24 protein-coding genes and 2 tRNA genes are annotated in these 24,959 nt (G+C 35.5%); 19 read left to right on the top strand and 7 right to left on the bottom strand.

Annotation, left to right across the window (positions count from 1 at the left end):
* Window positions 1-206: 206 nt before the first annotated feature.
* Both MP477_RS06135 and MP477_RS06130 read right to left on the bottom strand, forming a co-directional pair.
* Window positions 207-1,430, bottom strand: coding sequence for a PolC-type DNA polymerase III (locus MP477_RS06135; RefSeq protein WP_257189609.1), 1,224 nt, complete (start codon window positions 1,428-1,430; stop codon window positions 207-209).
* Window positions 1,431-1,565: 135 nt separating this feature from the next.
* Complete coding sequence (locus tag MP477_RS06130; protein WP_257189608.1) at window positions 1,566-3,092, bottom strand: DUF853 domain-containing protein; 1,527 nt, start codon at window positions 3,090-3,092, stop codon at window positions 1,566-1,568.
* Between the two features lie 134 nt (window positions 3,093-3,226).
* On the opposite strand from MP477_RS06130, the gene MP477_RS06125 reads away from it, so the two are divergent.
* From MP477_RS06125 to MP477_RS06110, 4 genes are all read left to right on the top strand, one after another.
* Entirely contained in the window at window positions 3,227-4,300 is a 1,074-nt protein-coding gene (locus MP477_RS06125) for a hypothetical protein (RefSeq protein WP_257189607.1), read from the top strand.
* Window positions 4,301-4,756: 456 nt separating this feature from the next.
* The gene (locus MP477_RS06120; protein WP_257189606.1) at window positions 4,757-6,166 is read left to right on the top strand and encodes a rhodanese-like domain-containing protein; all 1,410 of its coding nucleotides are present in this window, start codon (window positions 4,757-4,759) and stop codon (window positions 6,164-6,166) included.
* Window positions 6,167-6,170: 4 nt separating this feature from the next.
* Window positions 6,171-6,542, top strand: a complete 372-nt coding sequence (locus tag MP477_RS06115) for a rhodanese-like domain-containing protein (RefSeq protein WP_230032792.1) — start codon at window positions 6,171-6,173, stop codon at window positions 6,540-6,542.
* A 19-nt stretch (window positions 6,543-6,561) separates the two neighbouring features.
* Window positions 6,562-6,861 carry a co-chaperone YbbN gene (locus MP477_RS06110; RefSeq protein WP_230032793.1) on the top strand — a complete coding sequence of 100 codons (300 nt, stop codon included), beginning with the start codon at window positions 6,562-6,564 and terminating at the stop codon, window positions 6,859-6,861.
* Window positions 6,862-6,924: 63 nt separating this feature from the next.
* Here MP477_RS06110 and MP477_RS06105 read toward each other — a convergent pair whose 3' ends face one another.
* Window positions 6,925-7,677: a nitrilase-related carbon-nitrogen hydrolase gene (locus MP477_RS06105; protein ID WP_257189605.1), complete on the bottom strand. Its 753-nt coding sequence runs from the start codon at window positions 7,675-7,677 to the stop codon at window positions 6,925-6,927.
* 245 nt (window positions 7,678-7,922) lie between these two features.
* Here MP477_RS06105 and MP477_RS06100 point away from each other — a divergent pair, with 245 nt between their 5' ends.
* From MP477_RS06100 to MP477_RS06065, 8 genes are all read left to right on the top strand, one after another.
* Window positions 7,923-8,363 (top strand): DUF6646 family protein, encoded by a 441-nt coding sequence (locus MP477_RS06100; RefSeq protein ID WP_230032796.1) that lies wholly within the window; start codon window positions 7,923-7,925, stop codon window positions 8,361-8,363.
* Window positions 8,364-8,468: 105 nt separating this feature from the next.
* Entirely contained in the window at window positions 8,469-9,950 is a 1,482-nt protein-coding gene (gene rseP, locus MP477_RS06095) for an RIP metalloprotease RseP (RefSeq protein WP_257189604.1), read from the top strand.
* A gap of 80 nt (window positions 9,951-10,030) precedes the next feature.
* Window positions 10,031-10,107: transfer RNA gene (locus MP477_RS06090), tRNA-Asn, on the top strand.
* A 105-nt stretch (window positions 10,108-10,212) separates the two neighbouring features.
* On the top strand, window positions 10,213-10,707 hold the full coding sequence (locus MP477_RS06085) for a hypothetical protein (RefSeq protein ID WP_257189600.1): 495 nt from the start codon (window positions 10,213-10,215) through the stop codon (window positions 10,705-10,707).
* 248 nt (window positions 10,708-10,955) lie between these two features.
* Window positions 10,956-11,450, top strand: a complete 495-nt coding sequence (locus MP477_RS06080) for a hypothetical protein (RefSeq protein WP_257189599.1) — start codon at window positions 10,956-10,958, stop codon at window positions 11,448-11,450.
* Between the two features lie 158 nt (window positions 11,451-11,608).
* Window positions 11,609-12,328, top strand: coding sequence for an AAA family ATPase (locus MP477_RS06075; RefSeq protein ID WP_257189598.1), 720 nt, complete (start codon window positions 11,609-11,611; stop codon window positions 12,326-12,328).
* Window positions 12,329-12,464: 136 nt separating this feature from the next.
* Window positions 12,465-12,538 (top strand) — tRNA-Asn (locus tag MP477_RS06070).
* A 394-nt stretch (window positions 12,539-12,932) separates the two neighbouring features.
* The gene (locus MP477_RS06065; protein ID WP_257189597.1) at window positions 12,933-15,398 is read left to right on the top strand and encodes a DUF5686 and carboxypeptidase regulatory-like domain-containing protein; all 2,466 of its coding nucleotides are present in this window, start codon (window positions 12,933-12,935) and stop codon (window positions 15,396-15,398) included.
* A gap of 337 nt (window positions 15,399-15,735) precedes the next feature.
* Here the strand turns inward: MP477_RS06065 and MP477_RS06060 are convergent, their stop codons facing one another.
* The 4 genes from MP477_RS06060 to rplU form a co-directional block, all read right to left on the bottom strand.
* Window positions 15,736-15,900: a hypothetical protein gene (locus MP477_RS06060; protein ID WP_230032807.1), complete on the bottom strand. Its 165-nt coding sequence runs from the start codon at window positions 15,898-15,900 to the stop codon at window positions 15,736-15,738.
* A gap of 26 nt (window positions 15,901-15,926) precedes the next feature.
* Window positions 15,927-16,094, bottom strand: a complete 168-nt coding sequence (locus MP477_RS06055) for a hypothetical protein (protein ID WP_230032813.1) — start codon at window positions 16,092-16,094, stop codon at window positions 15,927-15,929.
* Between the two features lie 235 nt (window positions 16,095-16,329).
* The gene (gene rpmA / locus MP477_RS06050; protein WP_047489604.1) at window positions 16,330-16,587 is read right to left on the bottom strand and encodes a 50S ribosomal protein L27; all 258 of its coding nucleotides are present in this window, start codon (window positions 16,585-16,587) and stop codon (window positions 16,330-16,332) included.
* A gap of 12 nt (window positions 16,588-16,599) precedes the next feature.
* Window positions 16,600-17,175 (bottom strand): 50S ribosomal protein L21, encoded by a 576-nt coding sequence (gene rplU, locus MP477_RS06045; protein WP_230032815.1) that lies wholly within the window; start codon window positions 17,173-17,175, stop codon window positions 16,600-16,602.
* A gap of 184 nt (window positions 17,176-17,359) precedes the next feature.
* Between rplU and MP477_RS06040 the strand changes: the two genes are divergently transcribed.
* The 7 genes from MP477_RS06040 to MP477_RS06010 all read left to right on the top strand — a co-directional run bounded on the left by MP477_RS06040 (window position 17,360) and on the right by MP477_RS06010 (window position 24,802).
* The gene (locus MP477_RS06040) at window positions 17,360-18,244 is read left to right on the top strand and encodes a metalloprotease (RefSeq protein WP_230032816.1); all 885 of its coding nucleotides are present in this window, start codon (window positions 17,360-17,362) and stop codon (window positions 18,242-18,244) included.
* 212 nt (window positions 18,245-18,456) lie between these two features.
* Complete coding sequence (locus MP477_RS06035; RefSeq protein ID WP_257189596.1) at window positions 18,457-19,545, top strand: acyltransferase family protein; 1,089 nt, start codon at window positions 18,457-18,459, stop codon at window positions 19,543-19,545.
* 74 nt (window positions 19,546-19,619) lie between these two features.
* Window positions 19,620-20,198: a tRNA-(ms[2]io[6]A)-hydroxylase gene (locus MP477_RS06030; protein ID WP_257189595.1), complete on the top strand. Its 579-nt coding sequence runs from the start codon at window positions 19,620-19,622 to the stop codon at window positions 20,196-20,198.
* A 31-nt stretch (window positions 20,199-20,229) separates the two neighbouring features.
* On the top strand, window positions 20,230-20,847 hold the full coding sequence (locus MP477_RS06025; RefSeq protein ID WP_230032820.1) for a DUF502 domain-containing protein: 618 nt from the start codon (window positions 20,230-20,232) through the stop codon (window positions 20,845-20,847).
* 92 nt (window positions 20,848-20,939) lie between these two features.
* Entirely contained in the window at window positions 20,940-22,316 is a 1,377-nt protein-coding gene (locus tag MP477_RS06020; RefSeq protein WP_257189594.1) for a tryptophanase, read from the top strand.
* A 250-nt stretch (window positions 22,317-22,566) separates the two neighbouring features.
* Window positions 22,567-23,640 carry an NAD(P)/FAD-dependent oxidoreductase gene (locus MP477_RS06015; protein ID WP_257189593.1) on the top strand — a complete coding sequence of 358 codons (1,074 nt, stop codon included), beginning with the start codon at window positions 22,567-22,569 and terminating at the stop codon, window positions 23,638-23,640.
* A gap of 4 nt (window positions 23,641-23,644) precedes the next feature.
* Window positions 23,645-24,802 (top strand): pyridoxal phosphate-dependent aminotransferase, encoded by a 1,158-nt coding sequence (locus tag MP477_RS06010; protein ID WP_257189592.1) that lies wholly within the window; start codon window positions 23,645-23,647, stop codon window positions 24,800-24,802.
* Window positions 24,803-24,959 lie beyond the last annotated feature (157 nt).

Here is a 24,959-nt window from a genome sequence, read left to right as displayed (position 1 = left end):
TTACTTATTTTTATGCAAGACAAGTCTTTTAAATATTCCAAACCTTAGAGAACTTTACAGCTCCCTTTTTTCCAGTTTTTATTTGTTTAAAATTTTGCATTGCTTATTTTTATTTTTTGCAAAAATACTATTTATTTTTTATTTTATGAAAATTGATTTGAAAAGCTCTTTTTCTTGATAAAATCTGTAAAGTGCAAATTTTTCTATTATTTCGGTAACGGCAATGTTTCAAAATCACCACGAAGCAGTGCCAGCTGTAATTCGTTATTCAAATCACCCGCAGGTAAAGGAAGATCAATTTTCAATTTAGCAAGCTTACTCAGGGTTTGTATCTGCGTAAACAGTTCATAAAAACCGTATGATATCACCTTTCCGTTTTCAATAATTAAAAATAACTTTTCCCCTAGTTTCCTTCCTGATCCAAGCCAAAGCTCATTCCTTTTTCGGAAGTCTATTTTTTGTTTCAGTACAGCAGCTTCTTTATATTCCGGTAATGCTCCGAGAAACTGTACCGCTTTTGTTCCCTGGGTGAAAGACCTGAATTTCAAAATTGGCTTTTCTGTTTTATTGAGGTTGTTTTTTTCAACAACATATTTATTATTTCTAAAATAAAGTCCGAAAGGCAGGACCTCCTTCTTCTTAACATTTTTAGAATTGAGAATGAGCTTTGCAATAATATCTGTGCCGGTAAGCTCAAAATTAATCTGGCTGACATTTTTTTGAACCTCTTCCCATTTTTTTGATTTTGAATTGAAAACTTTTTTTGAAAATTTATTGATATCCTGAACATAGTCCGAGAAAATAATCTTTCCGGCTTCATTCTGAAAATAAACAAATCCTTTTTCATTTGGCAGATCCTGGGTCAGCTCTTTGATCTTATTGATATATGTTTGCGCATTAGATTCCTCATGCTGCTTCTGAATAATTTCATTTTCAATATCTTTTGACACCAAAAGCTTGAACAATTCCAGCGTTGCTCTGGCATCGCCTTCAGCTCTGTGATGATTCGTCAAAGGAATTCCTAATGATTTTACCAGTTTCCCTAACGAGTAACTTACCTCATCCGGAATGAGTTTTTTGGCGAGCGGTATAGTATCTAATGTATTGGTTTTAAAATCATACCCGAGTCTTTTGAAAGATTGGCGCAGCATCCGGTAATCGAAATCGATATTGTGACCTACCAAGGTGGTATTTTGGGTTATCTCGATAACTCTTTTGGCTATTTCATGAAATTTCGGTGCCGTTTTAACCATCTTTGGGGTAATGCTGGTCAGCTTCTGCACAAAAGGAGTAATATCACTTTCGGGGTTTACAAGAGATATAAACTGGTCCGTAATTTTCTGACCATCATACCTGTAGATGGCAATATCTATAATGCATTCATTTCTATAACCTGCACCATTACTTTCTATATCTATAATCGAATACATTTAATTTCCCGTTAACTGATATTTTTAATTTAAATTAATAATCCCGTGGTCCTGATATTTTCTTCACCCATCAAGATAACCTGCTAAAGTAACGAAAAATATATCAAAAATGTAGCAGGTCCTCTTTCTTTTCATCTATCTTCTTCTGCCACCGAGGCCAAACATTCCCAGAATAGCTTTTGCCCCTTCTCTCATTAAGGTAGAGGTAAAAGTTCTTCCCGCTTTACTCTGTAATACCTGCTCAAACATACCAGGCTCTTCTTTTACAGGTCTTGTTCTTTGATTAGGTGTAGGATTCTGGGCAGCCTGTTCCATTCTGTTTGTCAGCATTTCGTAGGCTGATTCTCTATCTACAGCCTCTTCATACTTAGCTACTAAAGCAGATTTCGCGGTGAGTTCAGAAATTTCAGCATCGCTCAGAACGTCCATCCTTGATTCCGGGGAAATAAGGTAGGTATGCACTAATGGAGTAGGAATCCCTTTTTCGTCCAAAGCTGTTACAAATGCTTCCCCAATTCCTAAATTCTGAATCAGGTTTGAAGCATTATAAAACTCCGTAGTGGGATAATTTTCAACAGCCTTAGTAATTTCTTTTTTATCTTTTGCAGTAAAGCCTCTAAGTGCATGCTGTATTTTCAGCCCCAGCTGTGACAATATATTTTCAGGGACATCTCCTGGAATCTGCGTAATAAAATAAATACCAACCCCTTTTGAACGGATCAGCTTCACCATTGTTTCAATCTGTGATAAAAGAGCTTTTGATGCTTCATCAAATATAAGATGGGCTTCATCAATAAACAGCACTAATTTTGGTTTTCCACTGTCCCCTTCTTCAGGAAATGTCATATATATTTCTGCAAAAAGCGAAAGCATAAATGTGGAAAACAATTGCGGCTTACTTTGAATCTCAGCTACTCTTAAAATGTTTACCACTCCTTTTCCGTCTCTTGTTGCCAGTAGATCCTGAACATCAAAGCTTAATTCACCAAAAAAACCGGAAGCTCCCTGTTGTTCCAAAGCCACAATAGATCTGAGAATAGTACCTAAAGACGCCGATGCTATTGATCCGTAATTGGCTGCAAGCTCTGCTTTTCCCTGAGCATTATCCGTCACATATTGCAGTACTTTCTTTAAATCATTCAGGTCAATTAATGGAAGACCTTTATCATCACAATATTTAAAAACAATAGACATGATGCTCTGCTGAGTATCATTCAATTGCAGTATTTTACTTAAAAGAACCGGCCCGAATTCTGTAACGGTGGCTCTTAGCTTTACTCCTTTGCCTCCGGAAATACTCATGAGTTCTACCGGAAATGCTTGTGGAGTATAAGGCAGTTGCGTTTTGGCATATCTCTCTTCAATAATAGCATTCATCTGGCCTGCTTCAGCTATCCCTGAAAAGTCTCCTTTAATATCTAAAACCAGCGAGGGTATTCCTGCATGAGAAAGCTGTTCTGCAAAAACCTGCAGTGTTTTTGTTTTACCGGTTCCTGTAGCTCCGGCAATAAGACCATGACGGTTGATCGTTTTTAAGGGAATTGTTACATTAACTTCGGGAACAACTTCTCCATCCAACATTCCCTTTCCCAATATAATATGATCCCCTTTTGGAGTATATCTAGCATTTAATTCTTCTATAAATTGTGTTTTGTCTGCCATCTGATCTTTTTTTAAACTTATAAATATAAAAGTTTTTATAAAATATTTAATCATTAAGAAAATATTATACCATTAATTTTTGTTTTTACTTTCAGCAGATTAATGCTTATCTTACTTTTTAAAATGAACATCAGATGTATGTAAACAAAATCCTTTGCAGAAAGAACTTATTAATTCTCTTCTCTTTTTTATTCACAACCCTTTTTTCCCAACCTCGGAAACAGCCTGTAGATCTATTGATAAAAGGTGATTTCACTCATCAAGCCACTTCAGTGATTTTCCCTCCACTATGGTCAGGATTCCAAAGAGAGGCCATTTATTCTTATGATATGCAGAATAAGCATGTAGCCATAAGCTATATACAGCAAAGCACGAAAAAGAACAAGACTATACTCACGCTGTATATTTACCCCAGAAAATCAATTGACAACCAATCGCTTAGAGATGAGTTTTCCTCATATGAATATGCCCTTAATCAGAATTCCAATAAAGGTACAGATATAAAACCTTCATTTGGAAGCGCTTCCAATGACCAGATAAAGGTAAATTATATTTATTCCATATTCAATCACTCAATGGGTGAACGCGACTTTTTCAAAGGGGTAAAGTATACTGATAAAATGTCTCTTCTTTCTATTTATGAATGTGGAGGATGGAATTTTAAGATCAGAATATCTAGTGATGATATGACCCAAGGTCAGCTGGCTGAATTAAAAGCTAAAACTGAAGGATATTTTGGCCTCCTGGATATAGCTTCTAAAAAAACTCTGCCGATCGAACAGACACCGGACATCATTCTGTCTCCAGTTGTGAAGAGAGATTCTATGATGATGTACTCCACAATCGCTGCAGCTAAGGCTAAAATAGAATGGTTAGGGAACCACTCAGAAAAAAAAGAACTTCTGACAGGGTTTAATGATATGAAAATTGATTCTGAGGTTTATGCCATTGAGAAAATGATAGCATTCTATAAAGCCCATGAAAAAGATTGGCCCCTGCACGAGGACACAAAAAAATATTTTACTCAAATGATCACCATAGCCGACAACGAAAAAATTAAAGATCATATTTATGATAAGTATAACAGATTGATTAATTATGAAGAAGGAGAGGCCAGAAAAGATGAGTATATCCAATTCAAAACAGATAAAAATATTTCAGAAAACACCAATGAAATTGTATACAAAATATATTATAAACTGGAATAGATAACAAGTCCGTTTAAACTTAACCACAAAAGTCATAAAAGATTTTTAAACACTTAAGCTATTTAAGTTATATACTTTGTGTATAAAAATTACACAAAAGTTTTGATGAAAATCTTTGATTTTCATCTTATGTGAACCTAATTATGCGGTATTCCTTTAAACTTTCTAAAGTGTCTAAAAAAACAAAAACTTTTGTGGTTTTTGACTAAGTCGAATCTTCGATTTGTGGTTGAGTAAAAAAGTTTAAACAGCTTTATATCTTAAGTTTCATTACAAGAACATGATAAAAAACAGCATTTAAAAATTAACATTCTCTAAGGCATTATTTTTGTTGAAAAGAAAGGGATCTACGTATTTATTGAGCTGTTGTATTGAAAGAAACTATGACTCAGATTTAACATTTCGTTTACAATTCATCTAATACTTTGTATCTTTAACTCATTAAAAAAATACCCAATGAAAATTGAACAAATATATACGGGCTGTCTGGCTCAGGGTGCCTATTATATTGTGTCAGAAAATGAAGCTGCCATTATAGATCCGCTAAGAGAGGTAAAACCTTATCTGGATCGACTGGAAAAAGACAATGTCACCTTAAAATATATCTTTGAAACCCACTTTCACGCTGATTTTGTTTCAGGTCATTTAGACTTAAGTGAAAAGACGGGCGCTCCAATCATTTATGGGCCAACTGCCGCTCCTGAATTTAAAGCCATCATTGCGGAAGACAACCAAATTTTTGAAATCGGAAAAATAAAAATAAAAGTACTGCATACCCCTGGGCACACCATGGAAAGCAGCACCTATCTTTTGATTGACGAAAACGGTACTGAAACTGCAATTTTCACTGGAGACACCTTATTTTTAGGTGATGTGGGAAGACCGGATCTTGCCCAAAAGGCAACCAGCCTTACTCAGGAAGATCTTGCCGGTATTTTATACGACAGCCTTCAAAACAAAATCATGCCACTGGATGACAGCATCACTGTTTATCCTGCACACGGTGCCGGCTCTGCCTGTGGAAAAAACATGCAAAAGGAAACGGTAGATATTCTGGGGAATCAGAAAAAAACCAATTATGCACTGAACCAGCCTGACAAAGAATCTTTTATCAGAGAAGTTCTGGACGGATTAACCACTCCTCCAAAATATTTCGGAATGAATGTAGCCATGAATAAAGGCGGATATGAAAGTCTGGACGTTGTGATGGACAAAGGTTTAACGCCTGTTTCCGCAGAAGATTTCGAAGCTTTTGCAGAAGAAACCGGTGCTTTAATTTTAGATACCAGAAGTGCTGCAGAATTCCATAAAGGATTTATTCCAAACGCTATCAATATTGGAATAAAAGGTGATTTTGCTCCCTGGGTAGGAACTCTTATTGTGGATGTAAAACATCCTCTGCTATTGGTAACAGATGCAGAAATGGAAGAAGAAGTGATTACCAGATTAAGCAGAGTAGGTTTTGACAATGTTGTAGGCTATTTAAAAGGAGGTTTTGAAGCCTGGAAAAATGCAGGCAGGGAAACAGATGAGATCAAAAGAATTACCCCTGCTGAATTTGCTGATCAGTTTACAGAAGATGCCACCGTTATTGATGTCAGAAAACTGAGTGAATACTCGGCTGAACATATTGACAATGCTTATAACAAACCATTAGACAGCATCAGTGAGTGGGCTAGCGGTATCGATGATTCAAAACATTTTTTCCTTCACTGTGCAGGTGGATACAGAAGCATGATTGCAGCCAGCATTCTTAATTCTCACGGGATTAGAAATTTCACAGAAATTGAAGGAGGCTTTAACGGAATCAAAAAGACAGGAAAATTTCCTACAACGGATTTTGTATGTCAATCCAAAACATTATAAATTCATGAAGATTAAATTCTGGGGGCTTATTTTCGCTTCAGCTTTTCTATTAAGCTCATGCAAAACAGCCAGTATAGCAGAAGCTCCGAAAGCCAATATTAAAGAAGTGGTAAACAGTTCGGACGTAACATTGGTAGACGTAAGGATTCCGGAACAATATACTGCAGGAACCGCTAAAAATGCCATCAATATTCCTCTGGCTGATATTCAGAATAATATTGAAGCCTTAAAAGGCAAAAAAGTAGTGGTATTCTGTAACAAAGGAATTCAGGCAGACCAGGCCATGGAAATTTTAAAGAAAAATGGCGTAGAAGCTTACGATGGAACATCCTGGAAAAATGTAAAAGCAATCCAGAACGAAACTGACAACAAATAATTTGCATAAGCTAAAAACTATGTCACAAAAATTTCAGGAAATTATAAACTCCGAAAGACCGGTACTTATTGATTTTTTCGCAACCTGGTGCCAGCCTTGTAAGGTACAGTCTTCGGTGCTGAACAGTGTAAAAGAAAACATTGGTGAAGGGGCCAGAATTATAAAAATAGATGTAGATCAATATCCGGCTATTGCGTCTCAGTACGGAGTTCGGGGTGTGCCTACATTAGCCATCTTCAAAAATGGAGAGCTTTTATGGAAAGAAAGCGGAGTACATGATGTCAATACATTGACTACCCTTCTCCAGCAATATATTTAACTAAGGCTGAGATTGAGGCCGGGCCTTATTGCTTAAAAACTCAGCTTCAATCTCAGCAATTTCTTATAATTGAATGGAAAAATCATCCCGGTCATTTAAAAACTGGAAATGCTTTCTAAAATCTTCCAATTCATTCATATCCAGTTCCGCAGATACCCTATTCCCGTTTTTATGGGAAATTTCTTTTCCATCGGCAAAAAAACAATGAGAACTTTCCTGATAAAAAAGATTATTGCCATCCGTTCCTATCCTGTTTAACCCAAAAACAAAAGACAGGTTTTCAATAGCTCTTGCTTTTAACAGATGCTCCCAGGCTCCTACCCTTTTTTCCGGCCAATTAGCTACATATAAGATCGCATCATAATCGTTATTGTTTCTTGCAAAAACAGGAAAACGCAGATCATAACACACCTGAAGCAGAAACCTGACTCCTTTATAACTGACAATAACCCGCTCTTTTCCTGGAGTATACACTTTATCTTCTCCTGAAAAGGAAAATAAATGTCTTTTATTATAAAATAGAGTCTCTCCATCCGGCTGTACAAAGTACATCCTGTTATAAAAGCGTCCATCCTGCTCTACCGGAGCACTTCCACTGAAAGCCGTATTCTTTTCTTTTGAGATCTTTTTTAAAAATTCCAGAGATTCTTCATTCCTGTCTGAAACTTCAGAAGCATCCATACAAAAACCTGTTGAAAACATTTCGGGCAAAAGAAAGAGATCAGCTTCCTGATTTTGAAGTTCTTTTTCTATTGCTTTAAAATTTCCGGTTTTATCTTTCCAGACGATATCTAAATTAAGCCCTGTCACTTTCATCTTTAATTACTTTTAAATTATTTTCAATCCGATGTATAAAAATACAGCTTTTATATTTACAAACAGATAAAGAGGAGTTATATCCTCTATTCTTTACCCTGAATAGTTACTCTTTTAAAACTTTCTATCAAAATATTGAAATTCTTAATAATTCATAAAGTCTTCTGTTTTTACAAGATTAATGGTTTTCGGTTTCATTTTTGATGGTGATAAATTTTATTAAAATCATTAAAAATTAGAAATTTATGAAGAAATTGGTTTTTATGGTGATGGTACTCTTTTTTGGAGTGGCTGCCAATGCACAGGCATGGACAGGAAAAGGAGACCAGAAAATTCAGTTGGGTTTAAGTGCCTGGGGATACGGAACAGGTATTACCGGAACCTATGATTATGGACTTAACAAAATGATATCATTGGGAGCCGGTATCAATGGCTATTTTGACAATTACAAAGATAACGATAAGGACAACCGTGTTTTTGTTTTCGGAAGACTGAATTTCCACTTACAGGAAGCATTGAACCTTCCTTCCAAATGGGATATTTACCCGGGAGTTGACCTTGGAGTGCTTGGAAAAGACTTTGGAATAGGAGCTCATATTGGAGCACGTTACTTTTTCACAGAAAAAATCGGCGTTTTTGCAGAGGTCGGTAATAATGGAAGTCTTGGAGTTTCGTTCAATTTATAACCAATCGTCTTTAAATATGACAAAGCTTCTCGTTTCGGGAGGCTTTTTTATTTGGCATAGTTTTGATAATTGTTACCTTTGCAAATTAAAATCTAAAATTTATTAATGGAAATAGCAATCAAACTCTTTCAGTTCATTCTGAGTATCTCTATACTGGTAGTTCTTCATGAGCTTGGGCACTTCTTACCGGCCATATGGTTTAAAACAAGAGCCGAAAAATTCTTCCTGTTTTTTGATCCTTACTTTTCAATTTTCTCAATGAAGAAGATCAATGGTCAATGGAAGTATAAATTCTTCTCAAAAAACCTGCCGGATACTGAAGTAACAGAGGTGAACGGAAAGAAGGAAGAAGTTCCTATCGATATATCAAAACTTCCGGACAGCGACTGGAGAAAACATCCTGAGCAAACTAAATACGGAATCGGATGGCTTCCATTCGGAGGGTATGTGAAAATTGCCGGAATGGTAGATGAAAGCATGGATACCGCACAGCTAAAAAAGGATCCGGAATCCTGGGAATTCAGAGCTAAACCGGCCTGGCAGAGACTGATCATCATGCTTGGTGGGGTTACTGTCAACTTTTTCCTTGCATGGATCATATTTTCAGCATTGGTTGGAAAAAATGGAGAAAACATCTTTGAAGCTGATAAAATCACAACTCCTCTTCATTATACGGAAGCTGCAAAAAAAATGGGCTTTCAGGATGGAGATAAGATCTTAAAAGTAGACGGAAATGTTCAGAAAGATTTCAAAAAATTAGCACTTGATGTTTTATTAAGTGATGAGATCACTGTTTTAAGAGATGGAAAAGAGGTTACTTTCCCAACAAATGACGACGGAAAGGCTTTTGCATTTCAAGATCCTGAACCTAAAGCATTCTTAACACCAAGAATGTCTCCTGTTGTAGATACCATTGTAACAAAATCTACTCTGGATGCAGGATTAAGAATTGGAGATAAAATACTTTCTGTAAATGGAAAACCTCTTAATTATTACGATGAAGTAAAACCTTTGGTAGTTCCTAATGCAGGAAAAGTGACAGACTTTAAAGTATTGAGAAATAATCAGGTTGAAGATTTAAAAATCCCGGTATCTAAAGAAGGAACAATTGGAATTTTAGCGTTTAAAGAAATTCAAAAATATTCCGTTCATAACGACTATAACTTCTTTGGATCAATCAAAAGGGGATTCACACTTACTATTGAGAGTTTAACTTACCAGATCAAGCAGTTCAAATTAATCTTCAATAAAAAGATTAAAGGTTATAAGAAAGTGGGCGGACCTATCGCTATTGTAAAAAACATGCCTGTAAATAAAGATGCTGCAGGACATGTTTCCATTGACTGGTCGGCGTTCTGGGGCTTTACAGCAATGTTCTCTGTATGGTTGGCGTTCCTTAACCTTATTCCAATTCCAGGACTTGACGGAGGTCACGTTTTATTTACCTTATATGAGATCATTGTAGGAAAACCTGTACCACAAAAAATATTGGAAAATGCTCAGATGGTGGGAGTTATCTTCCTGTTGGGATTAATGGTACTGATATTCGGAAGTGATATTTTTAAAATGCTTACCGGAGGTTTATAATTTTTTCGAGAAAATCATTGAAAATATTTGCAGGGTATAAATATTCGTCCTATATTTGCACCACTTAAAAACAAGGACATTCCTCCTTAGCTCAGTTGGTTAGAGCATCTGACTGTTAATCAGAGGGTCGCTGGTTCGAGCCCAGCAGGAGGAGCCAAAAAAGACTTACAGAAATGTAGGTCTTTTTTTTATTTACATACATTTTACTTAATCCTTACACCTGATCACACAAATGTCCATAATAAATTTAAAAGTTCTTAATATGAAATCTATATTTTTAAAAAGCTTGTTTATAATAAGCACATTTTTTATACATAACTATAAGTCTCAATCCGTAAATGATTATATTATTTTTTATAACAGTATCACTCCCAAGCTTAATACTATAGCTTCTAATAAAACACAATTCTACGGACAAAATTTTTCAAAATTTTACAGTGAATTATCAAATAAATATATAACTGTTGTTAATTTATCATATGATAGTAAAACAGATACTGGTAAAAAATATTATATACTAAGATTATTTTTTTGTGATTCTAATATGGATAAACCAGCATTGGATAATAAGTTTCAAATTCCTTGGATAACAATTACATTCCAAGATGAAATCCCTCCTCAAATAAAAAATATGGTACAAAAATCTAATGGAGTATGGACTAGCATTTTTACACAATTTTTTGCGAATATGAAAATAGAAAAAATAGACTTTATTGGAGTTAATGGATATAACAGTAATGATTGGTCTGGTAAATAATCGATCGAACAAAAACAAAAGTTTTAAATTTACTAAACAATAAATTCAATCAACTTAATAAACAAAATGGTTGGTTATACTACAATATTTGTGGTAAAACCAGCCATTTTATTTTAAGACACTTTTAAACACTTATCATTATTCCACCATATTTATCCTTAAAACTCTGCAAACATCACGAAATAGCTTATGCAGCTTAGATTACATGAATATCACAACAGCTACACCATGCCTTTAAAAAATATATTATGAAATCTATATTTTTAAAAAGCTTATTTATAATAAGCACATTTTTTATATATAACTGTAAGGCTCAATCCGTAAATGATTATATCTCATTTTATAATGGGGTTGTCCCTAAATTGAATGCAATTGCCTCTAATAAAACGCAATTCTACGGACATAATTTTTCAAACTTCTATAATGAATTATCACAAAAAGGAATAGACGTTGTAAATTTATCATATGACAGCAAAACAGATACTGGTATAAAATATTACATGCTAGCATTGTATTTTTGTGATAGTAGTATGGATAAACCAGCATTAGATAATAAATTTCAAATTCCTGTGGTTTGGATAACTTTTGAAAACGAAATCCCTCCTCAAATAAAAAATATGGTACAAGAATATAATGGAGTATGGACTAGCACTTTTACACAATTTTTTGCGAATATGAAAATAGAAAAGATTGAATTTGGGGGAATAAATGGATATAACAGTAATGATTGGTCTGCTAAATGATTGGTTCTACCGCAGCTAAAGCCAATCATCAATTAATCTTTATCAACTTTGGTAAAGATTTTTATTTCCATTTACATAAAATCCCAAAAAATGTAGGTCTTTTTTTATTTGCATATATTTTGCTTACCAGACATTGATATTATGTAATTATATAAACAATGCCCTACCTATCCCGGATCTATTTAAAAGATAACCACCCGAAAGATTTCCCCTTCAACCTCCCTTTTTTGAGTAAAGGTTTGGATCTAAGACTTAAAAGCAATGTTACTTTTTTCGTTGGGGAAAACGGAATCGGTAAATCGACCCTACTGGAGGCTATTGCGGAAAACTGTGATTTCAATGTGGCCGGAGGAAACCGAAACCATCATTATAACTTCCATAAAACAGAATCGGGATTATCTGAACACCTTGTTCTCTCCTGGAGTACTAAAACATCACAGGGGTTCTTCATGAGAGCTGAAAGCTTCTTCAACTTTGCCACCTATATCGATGAAGTAGCTAAAGAAGACAGCAGGGTTCTGGACGCTTATGGAGGCAAATCCCTGCACCAGCAATCACATGGTGAAGCTTTCCTGTCATTATTTCATAATCACTTCCAAAAGGGGATTTATATTCTCGACGAACCCGAGTCCGCTCTATCTCCCCAAAGGCAGCTTTCTTTGTTATCTATTATCCACAAATTGGAGAAAGCGGGAAAAGCCCAGTTTATTATTTCAAGCCACTCTCCCATTCTGATGAGCTATCCGAATGCCGAGATCTATTTATTAGATAACAAAATTCAGCGTATCCCGTATAAAGAAACAGAACACTATCAGTTGACAAGGAATTTTTTGGAGCATCCTGAGAGATATTTCAGGCATTTATTCGAAGATATCTAAGATGATATTAAAAATAAGTGAAATATTTCTTACTGAAATTCAACATATTTAGTGCAAAACCATCGATAATTGGGGATAAAACTTGACTGATATTAATATTCCTCTTATATTTGCATCACTTAAAAATAAGGAAAATTCCTCCTTAGCTCAGTTGGTTAGAGCATCTGACTGTTAATCAGAGGGTCGCTGGTTCGAGCCCAGCAGGAGGAGCAAAAAGACTTACAGAAATGTAGGTCTTTTTTTATTTTAAGCAAAGAAAACTTAGCTTTAGGGTAGCTATTCTAACAATGGCAGAGAGCTCCAATACATCATTTTCACCTTAGTATAAGTCGTAAAAACTGTGACTTTTCAGCTTATATTTAATGTCCTGATTCATCACATTTTAAGCACTTAAAATTCGTATCTGATTTTTAATAATTTGTAGTATTATTTTCGTTACATTTGCGAACTTATAGGGAATAATAATTTTTTCTATTTTTTTTCTATTTTTTGAATAAACTGCATACTTTTTGTTTGTGATAATTGCTTGAAGAAACGAATGATGTTAAACAATAACCCTAAACACAATTTTTTATTTTTTTTCCTGCTTTTTACCAGCTTTTCGTTGGCTCAAAATAGAGTAAGCGGAAGAATTGTTGATGAAAAAAATAACAAAGAGCTTAATCAAGTTGATATCTTTATCAATGACAATAAAACTCCGGCGCTTACCACGACTTCCGGAAGCTTCGTTATTCAGTCTGACAGTATTATCATCAGTACATTAAAATTTTCCAGAAAAAATTATACTTCCCAAACCCTGGAGGTGACTCCTGCCACCGCTGAAAATATTTTTGTACAGCTATCACAGGCAAAGGTGAGCAGTATTCAGGAAATTGTTATCAATACCGGGAAAACCAAATACAAAAGCAAAAAAGAAAATCCTGCGTATGCTATTATGCAGAAAGTCTGGGCACGTAAAAGAAATAATGGGCTAGAAAAGTTTGATACGTATTCATATAAGGAATATGAGAAGACCCAATTCGACCTTAATAATCTGGACAGTACATTTATGAAGAAAAAAATCTTCAATAAGCTGGATTTTATCTTTGATTATGCTGATTCTACAGCAAGTGGCAGATTAGGACTTCCCATCTTTCTAAATGAAGCTGTTTATGAAAACTATGGTAAGAATAAACCCGAAAAAGACTCTAAAAGAACGCTCGTTGCTCAAAAAACTTCAGGATTTCAAGACAATCAGGTCATCACCGTTTCGGCAAAGAACCTTTACCGTGAAATCAATATCTACGATAATACACTTAATTATTTCGATATAGGATTTCAAAGCCCTGTAGGATCAGACGGTTTCAGTACCTATGATTACAGCCTTGTAGATACTATTGCTATCCGCGGGGAGAAAGCTTTCCACATAAGATATCAGCCTAAGAGAAAAGATATACTCGCTTTCCAGGGAAATCTTTATATAGACACAGATACCTATGCTGTTATAGGAGCTACTTTAAAATCAACACAAAAAATAAACGTCAATTTTGTCAATAGTGTTTCCACCCAGCTGGAATACGACAATCCTGATGAAAACACATTCCTACCTAAAAAGCTGGTTACAGAATTTGAAATAAGCCCTTTTTCAAAAAAGAAAGGATCTAAAAGTATTATTGCTAAAAGATCTGTAGATTATTCAAATTACGAATTCAATAAACCTCTTGACCCAGCTGTATTCAAGAGAAAAGAAGAGGAATACGAAGACGAGTTTGTCAAAAAAGATGATGCCTATTGGACGAAAGCCAGGCCTGACACATTATCCAAATCTGAACAAGGGGTTTACAACATGCTTGATCAGCTTCAGCAGACTCCAAAATTCAACCGAATGGTTAAATTATTTGAAACCCTGGGCTCCCGTCATTACAATGCCTTTAAAGGGGTAGATATCGGTCCTATTTTTTCGATATACGGAAGAAATAAAGTAGAAGGAGACAGAATAAGACTGGGTGCAAGATCTTATTTCGGATTAAACGATACATGGAGAGTACAGTTTTATACAGCATATGGATTTAAAGATCAACAAGTAAAATATGGTGTTGACGCCAGGTATATGTTCAATAAACTTAACCGGTTTATGATAGGAGCAGGAACCAGCAGGGATATTGCTCAGCTGGGAGGACAGCTGACCAGTGGAGACGGCCTGACAACCGGTCCGCAATCCACCTCTACATTCTTTGCAAGAGGTGAAAATAATTCTTTAAGCTCTGTAAATCAAACCAGAGTATTTGCAGCCATTGAACCCTGGAAAAACATACAATTCAGAGTTGATGGGGTAATGCAAAGTATTAAATCTGCTAACCTGGAGCTCTTTAATCTAATGTATTACAAAGACGGAAACTTAAGAAAAACAGTCAATGACTCTCATGTTACCTTCAGTATAATAGCAAAACCGGGAGCTAAATTTTCCCAGACAGGAATAGACCGATACCAGGCAAAAAACCTTGCCCCAACCATCGTTTTACGCTACACAAGGGGAATCGAGGGCCTTTTCAATGCTGATTTTAATTACGATAAGCTTCAGTTTATGCTTTCCAAACCATTCCTTCTCGGAACTATAGGTAAAACGATTGTCAATCTTGAGGCTGGAAAAAACTTTAATACCGTTCCACTGGCATTGCAGAATATAATCCCGGCTAACCTTTCCTATGGATTGGTTCCCAACACTTTTTCACAGCTTAATTACTATGAATTCGTAGCCGACGCTTATGTTACCCTTAACCTTGAGCATCATTTTAACGGAAAAATACTTTCTTACATCCCATTGATCAAGAAATTAAAATTTAGAGAAGTTGCTTTTATCAGAGGAGCGTACGGATCATTAAGTGATAAATCTAAAGCGATCAACGTAGAAGGATTCAAATATTCTGCTCCCAATGAACATATCTATTATGAGTATGGATTTGGAATTGAAAATATTGGAATTGGAAACCTTAGAATTTTTAGAGTTGATTTCAACTGGCGAGGAAATTATCTGGACAGACCGGATATCTCAAAATTCGGCATTAAAGCAGGATTTCAATTTGGATTTTAATACGATACAAATAATCCGCAGCTTCTCCGAAGCTGCGGATTATTTTTTCAATTTTATCTAACATTCATCGTGCATAGAAGACTTTGTATAAAACATCTAATGCATCTATTCATATTAATTAACTAGTCAAAACATTCCGACAAGGTGCATGGCTCAGAAAGCATACAGTTTGACTGCTGCCATGAGTTCCATCTGCACCACTCAAAACATGATTGAAACATAGAAGGGCACGTTGCCGCGACTCCTCCACTTATTTCCTTTAAACTCTTTTTAGTTAATTTTTTCAGATTCTTCATTTCAATGTATTAATGGTTAAATCATTTATATGGTCAGCCAGCTAGCACACACAAGGCTCTTCATAAGTATTGGTGAGACAGTGTATTTTCTGCCATGCGCTCCATCCGCACCATACACTGCAAGAACTTGTGATAGGTGGGCATTTTTCTGTACCTCCCTGAATTACTTTCAAATTCTTCTTTGTCAGTTTTCTTAGATTTTTCATTTGAATGTATACTGATGGTTATGGTATTAATTACATGAACAAGACTGTTCTACATAGAATATACAACGAAATTTCTCCAGTGGAGATAACCCACACCATACGTCGCAAGATCTGATAGGTGCCTGAGGACATGACCCGGCTCCACCATTAATTGCTTTAAGACTCTTTTTTGTTAATTTTCTTAGATTTTTCATGTTAATTAGTTTTATTTTTTGCCTACTCTATATGCTTTTCGGCTTCCGCAATTAACTTATTGTATGACATTTAACAAATATATAAATATTTCACAAGCAATAGAATATTAATCAAAATATTTTTACTCCCCCAGAAAAAATATTGCCCCAGCCCTATTTCCCAGGATGCAACAAAACAAAAAAAACCTCAGCAAATGAATGCTGAGGCTTAATTTTTTATAAAACGCTTAAGTTATTATGCGTTTGCTTCTACAGATACAAAAGATCTGTTGTTTGCTTTCTTTCTGAAAACTACTTTACCATCTATTAGTGCAAACAAAGTGTGATCTTTACCGATTCCCACGTTATCACCTGGGTGGTGCTGAGTACCTCTTTGTCTAACAATAATATTTCCGGCAATAGCTGCTTGTCCTCCGAAAATCTTCACACCTAATCTTTTAGAGTGAGACTCTCTACCGTTCTTGGAACTACCGACTCCTTTCTTGTGTGCCATTTTATTATTGGATTATTTATTAAGTGCTTTAAATTGATCGATATTCTTAATGATAGCAGCATCTACTTCTTCATGAGTAAGAATATTCTTTTCTAATTCAACTTTAACTGCTTTTCCTAAAGTAATTAAAGTTTCTCTGTTCTCTTTAGACTGAGACAAGTTGTTTTTCTTTAAGTGATAGTTCAGCTCGTGATCTTCACCAAAGTTAACAGTTGCGTTGTCAGAAAGAACTTCTCCTTTCACAGTTTCTTTTTTAGCAGCTTTTTTTGCTCCTGCTTCAAAACCAGTAATACCAGTGATTACGATTTGAGTTAAAGATTGTCTGTGACCGTTTTTCACTTTGTAACCTTTTCTTCTTTTCTTTTTGAAAACGATTACTTTATCAGCTTTTACGTGGTCTAGGATCTCTGCTTCTACAGTGATTCCGTTTACAGCTGGGGCGCCTACAGTGATTGCTCCGTTTACAGTAAGAAGAACTTTATCGAAAGAAACTTTTCCTCCTTTATCTCCTTTTAAACGGTTTACAAACAACTTCTGGTCTTGCTCAACTTTATATTGAAGCCCTGCTATTTCTACAATTGCAAACATTGTTTATAAAATTTTTAGTTATTTCGAGGTGCAAATATACAAATAAAATTCTAAACCCCTTACAATCAAAACAATGTTTTTTTCACAAATAGCCTATTCACTATGTTTTGAATAATTTTTTACAATAAAGTATTCATATGTAAAAGATAATTTTATATCTTCGTTTTACCAAACTAATATTTTTATGAAAAAAAACCTTAATTTCTGCTTATTAGCAGGATTTATTGCTGCATTTTCATTGACATCATGCAGCGATGACAAAATGGAAGAAACGGTAGTACCGGAACAGGCTTCAAGTGCAAAAATTGATCAGCCGGGTGATCTTGAAAAGATTTGTTATTATGTAGACAATAACTGGAACTCCACTGCAGTATTGAAAACATCATTACAAAACTCTACCGACACCAACTTCATGAATGCCCAGATGACTAAAATTGCCAGTCTTTGGGGAAGAAGCAATCCTACTCTAAGGTTTGTGGACGATCCATCCAATTACAATTCAACGTACAATGCCATTTCTTATTCTACAGGAAAAATTTATTATGGCTATGCAATCTATTATGATGCAAAATCAAAAGGCGGAGATATTGTTAATGCCATGATTCTTGCACATGAGTACGGCCACCAGCTTCAGTACATCTTTGGACTTCCTTCTGTCAGTGAAAACACCGCAAGACCAAACGAATTGGAAGCAGACGGTTTTGCCGGCTATTATTTAAGAAGACCCAATGGCTACAACAAAACCAATTTTACAGAAATTGCATCAGCCTATGAGTTCGCACAAAGCATAGGTGACTATCAGACCAATAGTCCGGGGCATCACGGAACACCAGCCCAAAGAAGATCTGCTGTACGTTTAGGATTCCTTTTAGGACAATACGATCTTAATGCCGCTAATTTTGACTATAACTTCTTCTATTATTATCAAGGCGTTTTAAATGGCACGTACAAAATGGCTAAAAACACAGTTAATCCTGAAATTGACGCATACATGAGTCAATATATTGATGAACTGAAAAAAATTCAGACCGGAGAAATTTCTGCTGAAGAGTTTAAAAATCTCAAATAACACAAACATTCACTTTTAGTATATTAAGAAAGGAGGCCGTCTCACAACTCGTGAAAACGGCCTTTTTCATGAAATTTCCTGTACTCCTATATGAGAAGGGGTTTCGTTTAAACGATTCTCAACCCACATCCTCTAGCTGTGCTACGTCTTCTTTTTTATTCACTTGAAAAATAGCGTAAGTTTATTTACTTTTGATTCCACATCCTACAACAATGAACAGAGACCTCTATATTGATTTTGCCAAAGGACTGGCTACCCTCTCTATTATATTTATCCATACCGCTTTCTGGTCCGGGCAATTTTACATTCCGGCAGAGGTGCGGGTATTTTCTCTTGTCTTTGATGTAGCCCTTTTTTACGCTCTGAGTGGTGTTACCTCAGGAGCCAACATTGAAAAAACTCTTTACAGACTATTGAAACTGCAGATCACGTATATGATTTTTGTAACATTCCTTTTCTTTATGGATTATTTCTTTAAAGTCTTCGGACTCAGTTTCTTTTCCATGGAATGGCTTCAAAATTTTTATTCCACATTCGGTTCGAAATATGCCACTACCAATATTTCCACAACACCGCAGTGGCAAAATCTTGGAAACTGGTACCTCCACCAATATACGAATGCTGATACTTTCCCCGTAGTAATGGGGAGCTTCTGGTATCTGAAGGTTTATTTTATCCTGACTGTTTTTGGCGTCTTAATTTTGAGATTTTTTCCAAAGCATATCAATTGGTTGATAGGAATTTGTATTTCCTTAACCTTATTATTCAATATTTTTCCTGAATATTATCCTACGGGCCAGGTTGGCTATGTAGCATTTTATCTCTCTGTATTTTTAATAGGTAACAGAATGCGTGGAAAAAAAATTCCGGAAAAACTTATTCCTGTATTGTATATTCTTGTTGCAGGAAGCTTATTATGGATGTTCTGGTATTATGGAGGTGAGATTTTTTACAAAATAAATAAAAACAAATTCCCCCCAAAAATACCCTATATCATCTGGACATTATTTTCTCTTGTCACCTTATTTGTTCTTTATAACAGATTAAAAATTACAAAAGAAAATTTCGTTACCTACATTGGTAAAAATGCAATCTTCTTCTATTTTGCACAGGGTATCAGCTCATCCCTGGTCTATTTTCTCGTGGTTCCTTTACAGGAAAACATGCCCTGGTGGTCATTGATGCTGCTTATTTACGTTACGAATATCGTGTTGGCATTCATTATTTCTGCAGGTTTAAAAAAAATAGATACTTTAGGGTGGAATATTTTGAAATTCCTAAGGAGAAAGACCGCATCTTAGCATTTTAGAGGTAAATTTGAAATAAAATAATCATTCTTCCCTCAATTTGTTTTAATTTTACAAAAATTTATAACATGTTTAAGTTGAAACTTCCTACCGATCCAAGGTGGGCAAATATTGCGGAAGGAAACATTGAAGAAATTTTGACAGATCATGCGTGGTGTGAGCAAAAAGCAGCTACCAACGCCATTACGCTGATTACAATGCTTCCGGAATATCCCGAAATGGTTACAGAGCTTCTTGCTATTGCCCAGGAAGAACTGGATCATTTTAATCAGGTTCATGAGACCATCAAAAAAAGAGGCTATACTTTTGGGAGAGCCAGGAAAGATGATTATGTCAACCAACTAGCAAAATTTATTGTTCAGGGATCCAGAGATGAACTCATTATAGATAAACTGCTTTTTGCAGCAATGATTGAGGCCAGAAGTTGTGAAAGATTTAAAGTACTCACAGAAAATATTAAAGATGAAGAACTTAAAGTTTTCTATAGAGAACTTATGATATCCGAAGCCAACCATTATACTTCATTTATTGGTTTTGCAAGACAGCTTGGAGATCCGGAGACCGTAAACAGACGCTGGGAAGAATGGCTGGAATATGAAGCTGACATCATTAAATCCTATGGAAATAAAGAAACCATCCATGGGTAAAATTAAAAAATAACAGAGTAAAGACGGTACATTGAAGAAACCTAGCTTTGAAAATATTGCCAACCTTTTTCTGAAGAACTTTTTTCAGGGGTTAGTTATTATAGGTCCTATCGGACTTACTATTTTTGTGATCTGGTATATTGTCAGTGCTATTGACAATCTTATTCCGTCTCTTGCAAAACAGATCCCCGGGCTTGTTTTCGTTTCAATTATATTATTTACCGCTATTCTGGGCTATTTAGGAAATAAATTCGTGGTAGGAAGATTCTTTTTTGATACCATGGATAGTTTACTGGAGAAAACTCCGGGAGTAAAACACATTTATACCCCTACAAAAGATGTCATGTCTTCATTTGTAGGTGACAAGAAAAAATTCAACGATCCTGTATGGGTGAAAACCAATGAAAATCCTGAAATATGGAGGATTGGCTTTTTAACCCAAAAAGAAATGTCGGACGTTGATAAGCATAACTATGTTGCAGTATATCTTCCCCACTCGTATGCTATTTCGGGCTGGGTAATTGTTACTGAAGAAAAAAACATCAAACCTGTAGTAGGAATGAATGCAGCTTCTGCCATGAAGTTTGCAGTAAGTGGCGGTGTAGCCGGTTTCCACTCCGATGAAAATATATTTAAAGCCCCTGAGTAATTCCCCGCTCTCTCTTTACATATATATTGATGATTTGAAATTATTTTCAAAGCAATTTTCTTTACAAACAATTTAAAAACATACTTTAACACATGAATTTACCTTACGCGGAACCTTTCCGCATTAAAATGGTGGAGGAAATCCGCCAATCCACCAGAGAAGAAAGAGAACAATGGCTTAAAGAAGCAAATTATAATCTTTTTAACTTAAAATCTTCGCAGGTTTTTATTGATCTTTTGACAGATTCCGGAACCGGAGCGATGTCAGACAGACAATGGGGAGCCCTGATGACCGGAGATGAAAGCTATGCCGGATCCCGCTCTTTTGAACAACTGCAGCATACGGTTGAAAAAATCACAGGATTTAAATATTTACTTCCAACACATCAGGGAAGAGCTGCTGAAAATGTTCTCTTTTCAGTGTTGGTAAAAGAAGGAGATGTAGTTCCGGGAAACTCTCATTTTGACACTACGAAAGGGCATATAGAAATCAGAAAAGCACATGCTGTCGACTGTACCATTGACGAAGCTTTTGACATCAATGACCTTCATCCTTTTAAAGGGAATATCAATCTTGAAAAACTGGAAGAAGTCTATAAAAGCCACCCTAAAGAAAATATCCCTTTCTGTCTGATCACTATTACCTGTAATTCTTCCGGTGGCCAGCCTGTTTCTTTAGAGAATATGAAGGCGGTAAAAAAACTTTCTGACCAATATGGAATCCCTGTATTCTTTGATTCAGCGAGGTTTGCAGAGAATGCATATTTTATAAAAAAAAGAGAAAAAGGCCAGGAAAACAGAAGTATTAAAGAGATCTGCAAAGAAATTTATTCTTACGGTGACGGAATGACCATGAGCTCCAAAAAAGACGGACTGGTAAACATCGGAGGATTCATCGCCCTGAATAACGAAGAACTTTTCAGAAAGGCTTCAAACTTCACCATTATCTTTGAAGGCTTTATTACTTATGGAGGAATGGCAGGAAGAGACATGGCTGCATTGGCTGTAGGGCTGGATGAAGCCACTGAATTCGCTTATCTTGAAAGCAGAATTTCTCAGGTCGAATATCTTGGTAATAAGCTGATAGAATATGGAATACCGGTTCAGAAACCTATTGGTGGGCACGCTGTATTCATTGATTCGTTAAATTTCCTTCCTAATGTTTCCCGTGCTGAATATCCGGCTCAGACGCTAGGACTTGAAATTTATAAAGAAGCAGGAATCAGAACTGTAGAAATCGGTACTTTATTGGCAGACAGAGATCCTGAGACACGGGAAAACCGCTATCCTAAGCTGGAGTTGGTGCGCTTAGCCATCCCCAGAAGGACATACACCAACAATCATATGGATTATATTGCAGCAGCAGTCAAAAATGTATATGAGAGGCGCGAAGAAATAGCAAAAGGATATAAGATCACCTGGGAACCGGAAATTTTAAGACACTTTACAGTTCACCTTGAAAAAGCATAAAAATAAAACCGGAATTTATTCCGGTTTTTTCTGTTGTATGGATAAATTTTCATTTTTCATATAAACGGATGAAAATGTTCAACTTAAAACATAAAAAATACTATGCTTTTCATTTGAATTTTCAGAAATTCAAAATTAAATTACTTTATTTTTTTCAAATCATGAATGTTTTTGATTTACATTTGCACCAATCTAAAAAATAGATTGCAAAAAGTAATTAAACACCAACTGAAAAATCCGTTATTCCGAAATGAAGAAAATTGCTGTCGTGGGCGCTGGTATTTCCGGCTTAAGCATGGCGAATTACTTAGAAAAGCACAATATTGATTACCATATTTACGAAAGAAGGAAAAAAGAAGATTTAGCAGGTCACGGATTCCTTATCCCACAAGAGGGAATTGAACATCTTTCCCAGATTATTGACCCCCAGCTCCTTTTCAACCATGGAAATTTTCTAAAAAAATACATACAATATTCTCACAAAGGAAAGATCCTTGCTGAAAAAGACCTTAATGATGTTTTTGTTATTTCAAGGCAGGCATTACTCAATATTTTAACTCAAAATATTTCTCCTGACAAAATAACATATGAAAAAACGTTAACTTATAACGAAAAAGGAAAACTAAAACTTCCTGACGAAACCTTTATTGATTCGGATATTGCTGTTATTAGTGATGGTTCCAGAAGCAGAATCAGAAAAAATATTTTTAAGGATGAGAAATTGAGACCTGTAAGGGAAAATGAGATTGTCAATATCATTCAAAACGAAAAAATAGCAGCCTGTATTGAAAATAACTTTATGAAATTCCATCTTGAAGAAGGTGGGCTGACATTCGGAATTCTAAAGCTTTCCGCAGACTCCGTTCTTTGGTATTCACAATTTGACAGTGAAAAGTACAAGATCAGTGAAGAGTGCTCCACAGGCAGTCTTAAAAAATATATGACTGAACTTTTTGAAGACTGGAGTCCTTTAGTTTTGTCTATTATCAAAGAATCCAGCTATAAAAATGTTCATTTGTGGCAGGTATACGAATTGGAGGAACTTACCCCTTTTTATAAGGACAATATAGTCTTTATCGGAGATGCAGCTCACCCGCTGATCCCTTTTACAAGTCAGGGAGTTACCTCAGCACTAAAGGATGCATTCACCCTGACTAAGCACTTAGCCGAAGAAAAGGATATGAGTGAAGCTTTCCGAAAATATGAAGCAGAACGAAAGCCGGAAATTGAAGTTCATATTACCAACGGCAGGGCTTTACTTAATCAGTTTTTGCTTCCGCTGGACCAACATTCAAAAAATATTTTACCTATCTCTTATAAATAAAAATATGTTCACCAATAACGATATCAATTTTGAAGCTCTGAAAAGAAAAGCCTACAACGGAAGATGGGCAACCCTGGAAGATGGAATTATCCCTTTGACAGCAGCGGATCCTGACTTTAGAACAGCTCCTGAAATTGAACAGGGCATCATTGAATATATCAAAGATGGCTATCTGAGCTATGGTCCTTTTTCCGGCCTTCCCGAGTTTAAAAAGAATGTAGCTGAACATTTCAATACAGAGAAATTTGGAAATTTCATCCCTGAAAATGTCCTTGCTGTGAACAGTGCAGCACAGGGAATGTTTTTGATAGCCTCTTATGTTCTGAAGCCGGGAGAAGAGGCTATTATTTTGGATCCGGTAGATTTTCTATTTAAAAAATCCGTGGAAACAGCTGGAGGAAAGGTTGTATTATGCCCCGTAGATACCGTAACCGGAGCTATTGATTTTGAAAAAATGGTTTCACTGATTAATCCAAAGACGAAACTTATCAGCATATGCAATCCGCACAATCCATTAGGAAAGGTATATTCTAAAGAAACGCTTAAAAAGATTTCTGAGATTGCTTCTTCTCATAACTTATGGGTGATGAGTGATGAAATATGGAGCGATATCGTCTATGATAATAAGGATTTTCACACCTATTCATCTGTTTCAGAGGAAGCGAAGAAAAAAAGTTTTACGGTATATGGATTTTCGAAGTCGTTTGGTATTGCAGGGCTTAGAATTGGTGCTGTTTTATGCAATGAACAGGAAATTTTTGAAGATTTTGTAGAAAAATCGAATTTCAACTCAACGATAGAGGGGGTTTCCACATTATCACAGATTGCAGCAAGTGTAGCCCTGGAAAGAGCAAAACCATGGTACAGAGAATTTTTAACGCATCTACAGCATAACAGAGATCTTGCTTTTAACCTGTTAAGCCAGTCTGAAGTCCTGCATCCTAATCTTCCGGAAGCTACCTTTGTATTATTTCCCAGGATTAAAAACGGAATGTCCAGCGATGATTTTACCCAATATGTTCTCAATCATGGTAAAGTGGCCATCGTACCGGGATCAGAAAGATGGTTCGGAAAAGGAGCAGAAGGACACATTAGAATTTGTTTCTCTACTTCACAGGAAATCCTGGAAGAAGGCTTGAATAGAATAATAAAAAGCTTTTAATATTAAAAATATTCATTAAAAATACATAAAAAGTTATTTTTTTACTAAAAGCAATACAGAATGCAATAAATTTAAAATATCCATAACAAATAATCAATTTTAATACTGATTTAAAAATAAAAATTAATAATTTTGAGACAATCACCAACCAAAGTCT

The organism is Chryseobacterium sp. WG23, from assembly GCF_024586575.1.
In the GTDB taxonomy this organism is placed as follows: Bacteria; Bacteroidota; Bacteroidia; order Flavobacteriales; family Weeksellaceae; genus Chryseobacterium.
This window is presented reverse-complemented; position numbering and strand designations above follow the sequence as displayed.

Excerpts from the sequence above, each read along its gene's own strand:
- MP477_RS06125 (WP_257189607.1), top strand. The coding sequence starts at position 3,227 with ATGTATGTAAACAAAATCCTTTGCAGAAAGAACTTATTAATTCTCTTC.
- MP477_RS06120 (WP_257189606.1), top strand. The coding sequence starts at position 4,757 with ATGAAAATTGAACAAATATATACGGGCTGTCTGGCTCAGGGTGCCTAT.
- MP477_RS06075 (WP_257189598.1), top strand. The coding sequence starts at position 11,609 with ATGCCCTACCTATCCCGGATCTATTTAAAAGATAACCACCCGAAAGAT.
- MP477_RS06040 (WP_230032816.1), top strand. The coding sequence starts at position 17,360 with ATGAAAAAAAACCTTAATTTCTGCTTATTAGCAGGATTTATTGCTGCA.
- rpmA (WP_047489604.1), bottom strand. The coding sequence starts at position 16,587 with ATGGCACACAAGAAAGGAGTCGGTAGTTCCAAGAACGGTAGAGAGTCT.
- MP477_RS06035 (WP_257189596.1), top strand. The coding sequence starts at position 18,457 with ATGAACAGAGACCTCTATATTGATTTTGCCAAAGGACTGGCTACCCTC.
- MP477_RS06105 (WP_257189605.1), bottom strand. The coding sequence starts at position 7,677 with ATGAAAGTGACAGGGCTTAATTTAGATATCGTCTGGAAAGATAAAACC.
- MP477_RS06110 (WP_230032793.1), top strand. The coding sequence starts at position 6,562 with ATGTCACAAAAATTTCAGGAAATTATAAACTCCGAAAGACCGGTACTT.
- MP477_RS06080 (WP_257189599.1), top strand. The coding sequence starts at position 10,956 with ATGAAATCTATATTTTTAAAAAGCTTATTTATAATAAGCACATTTTTT.
- MP477_RS06010 (WP_257189592.1), top strand. The coding sequence starts at position 23,645 with ATGTTCACCAATAACGATATCAATTTTGAAGCTCTGAAAAGAAAAGCC.
- MP477_RS06115 (WP_230032792.1), top strand. The coding sequence starts at position 6,171 with ATGAAGATTAAATTCTGGGGGCTTATTTTCGCTTCAGCTTTTCTATTA.
- MP477_RS06100 (WP_230032796.1), top strand. The coding sequence starts at position 7,923 with ATGAAGAAATTGGTTTTTATGGTGATGGTACTCTTTTTTGGAGTGGCT.
- MP477_RS06085 (WP_257189600.1), top strand. The coding sequence starts at position 10,213 with ATGAAATCTATATTTTTAAAAAGCTTGTTTATAATAAGCACATTTTTT.
- rseP (WP_257189604.1), top strand. The coding sequence starts at position 8,469 with ATGGAAATAGCAATCAAACTCTTTCAGTTCATTCTGAGTATCTCTATA.
- MP477_RS06135 (WP_257189609.1), bottom strand. The coding sequence starts at position 1,430 with ATGTATTCGATTATAGATATAGAAAGTAATGGTGCAGGTTATAGAAAT.
- MP477_RS06015 (WP_257189593.1), top strand. The coding sequence starts at position 22,567 with ATGAAGAAAATTGCTGTCGTGGGCGCTGGTATTTCCGGCTTAAGCATG.
- rplU (WP_230032815.1), bottom strand. The coding sequence starts at position 17,175 with ATGTTTGCAATTGTAGAAATAGCAGGGCTTCAATATAAAGTTGAGCAA.
- MP477_RS06020 (WP_257189594.1), top strand. The coding sequence starts at position 20,940 with ATGAATTTACCTTACGCGGAACCTTTCCGCATTAAAATGGTGGAGGAA.
- MP477_RS06060 (WP_230032807.1), bottom strand. The coding sequence starts at position 15,900 with ATGAAAAATCTAAGAAAACTGACAAAGAAGAATTTGAAAGTAATTCAG.
- MP477_RS06030 (WP_257189595.1), top strand. The coding sequence starts at position 19,620 with ATGTTTAAGTTGAAACTTCCTACCGATCCAAGGTGGGCAAATATTGCG.
- MP477_RS06130 (WP_257189608.1), bottom strand. The coding sequence starts at position 3,092 with ATGGCAGACAAAACACAATTTATAGAAGAATTAAATGCTAGATATACT.
- MP477_RS06055 (WP_230032813.1), bottom strand. The coding sequence starts at position 16,094 with ATGAAAAATCTAAGAAAATTAACAAAAAAGAGTCTTAAAGCAATTAAT.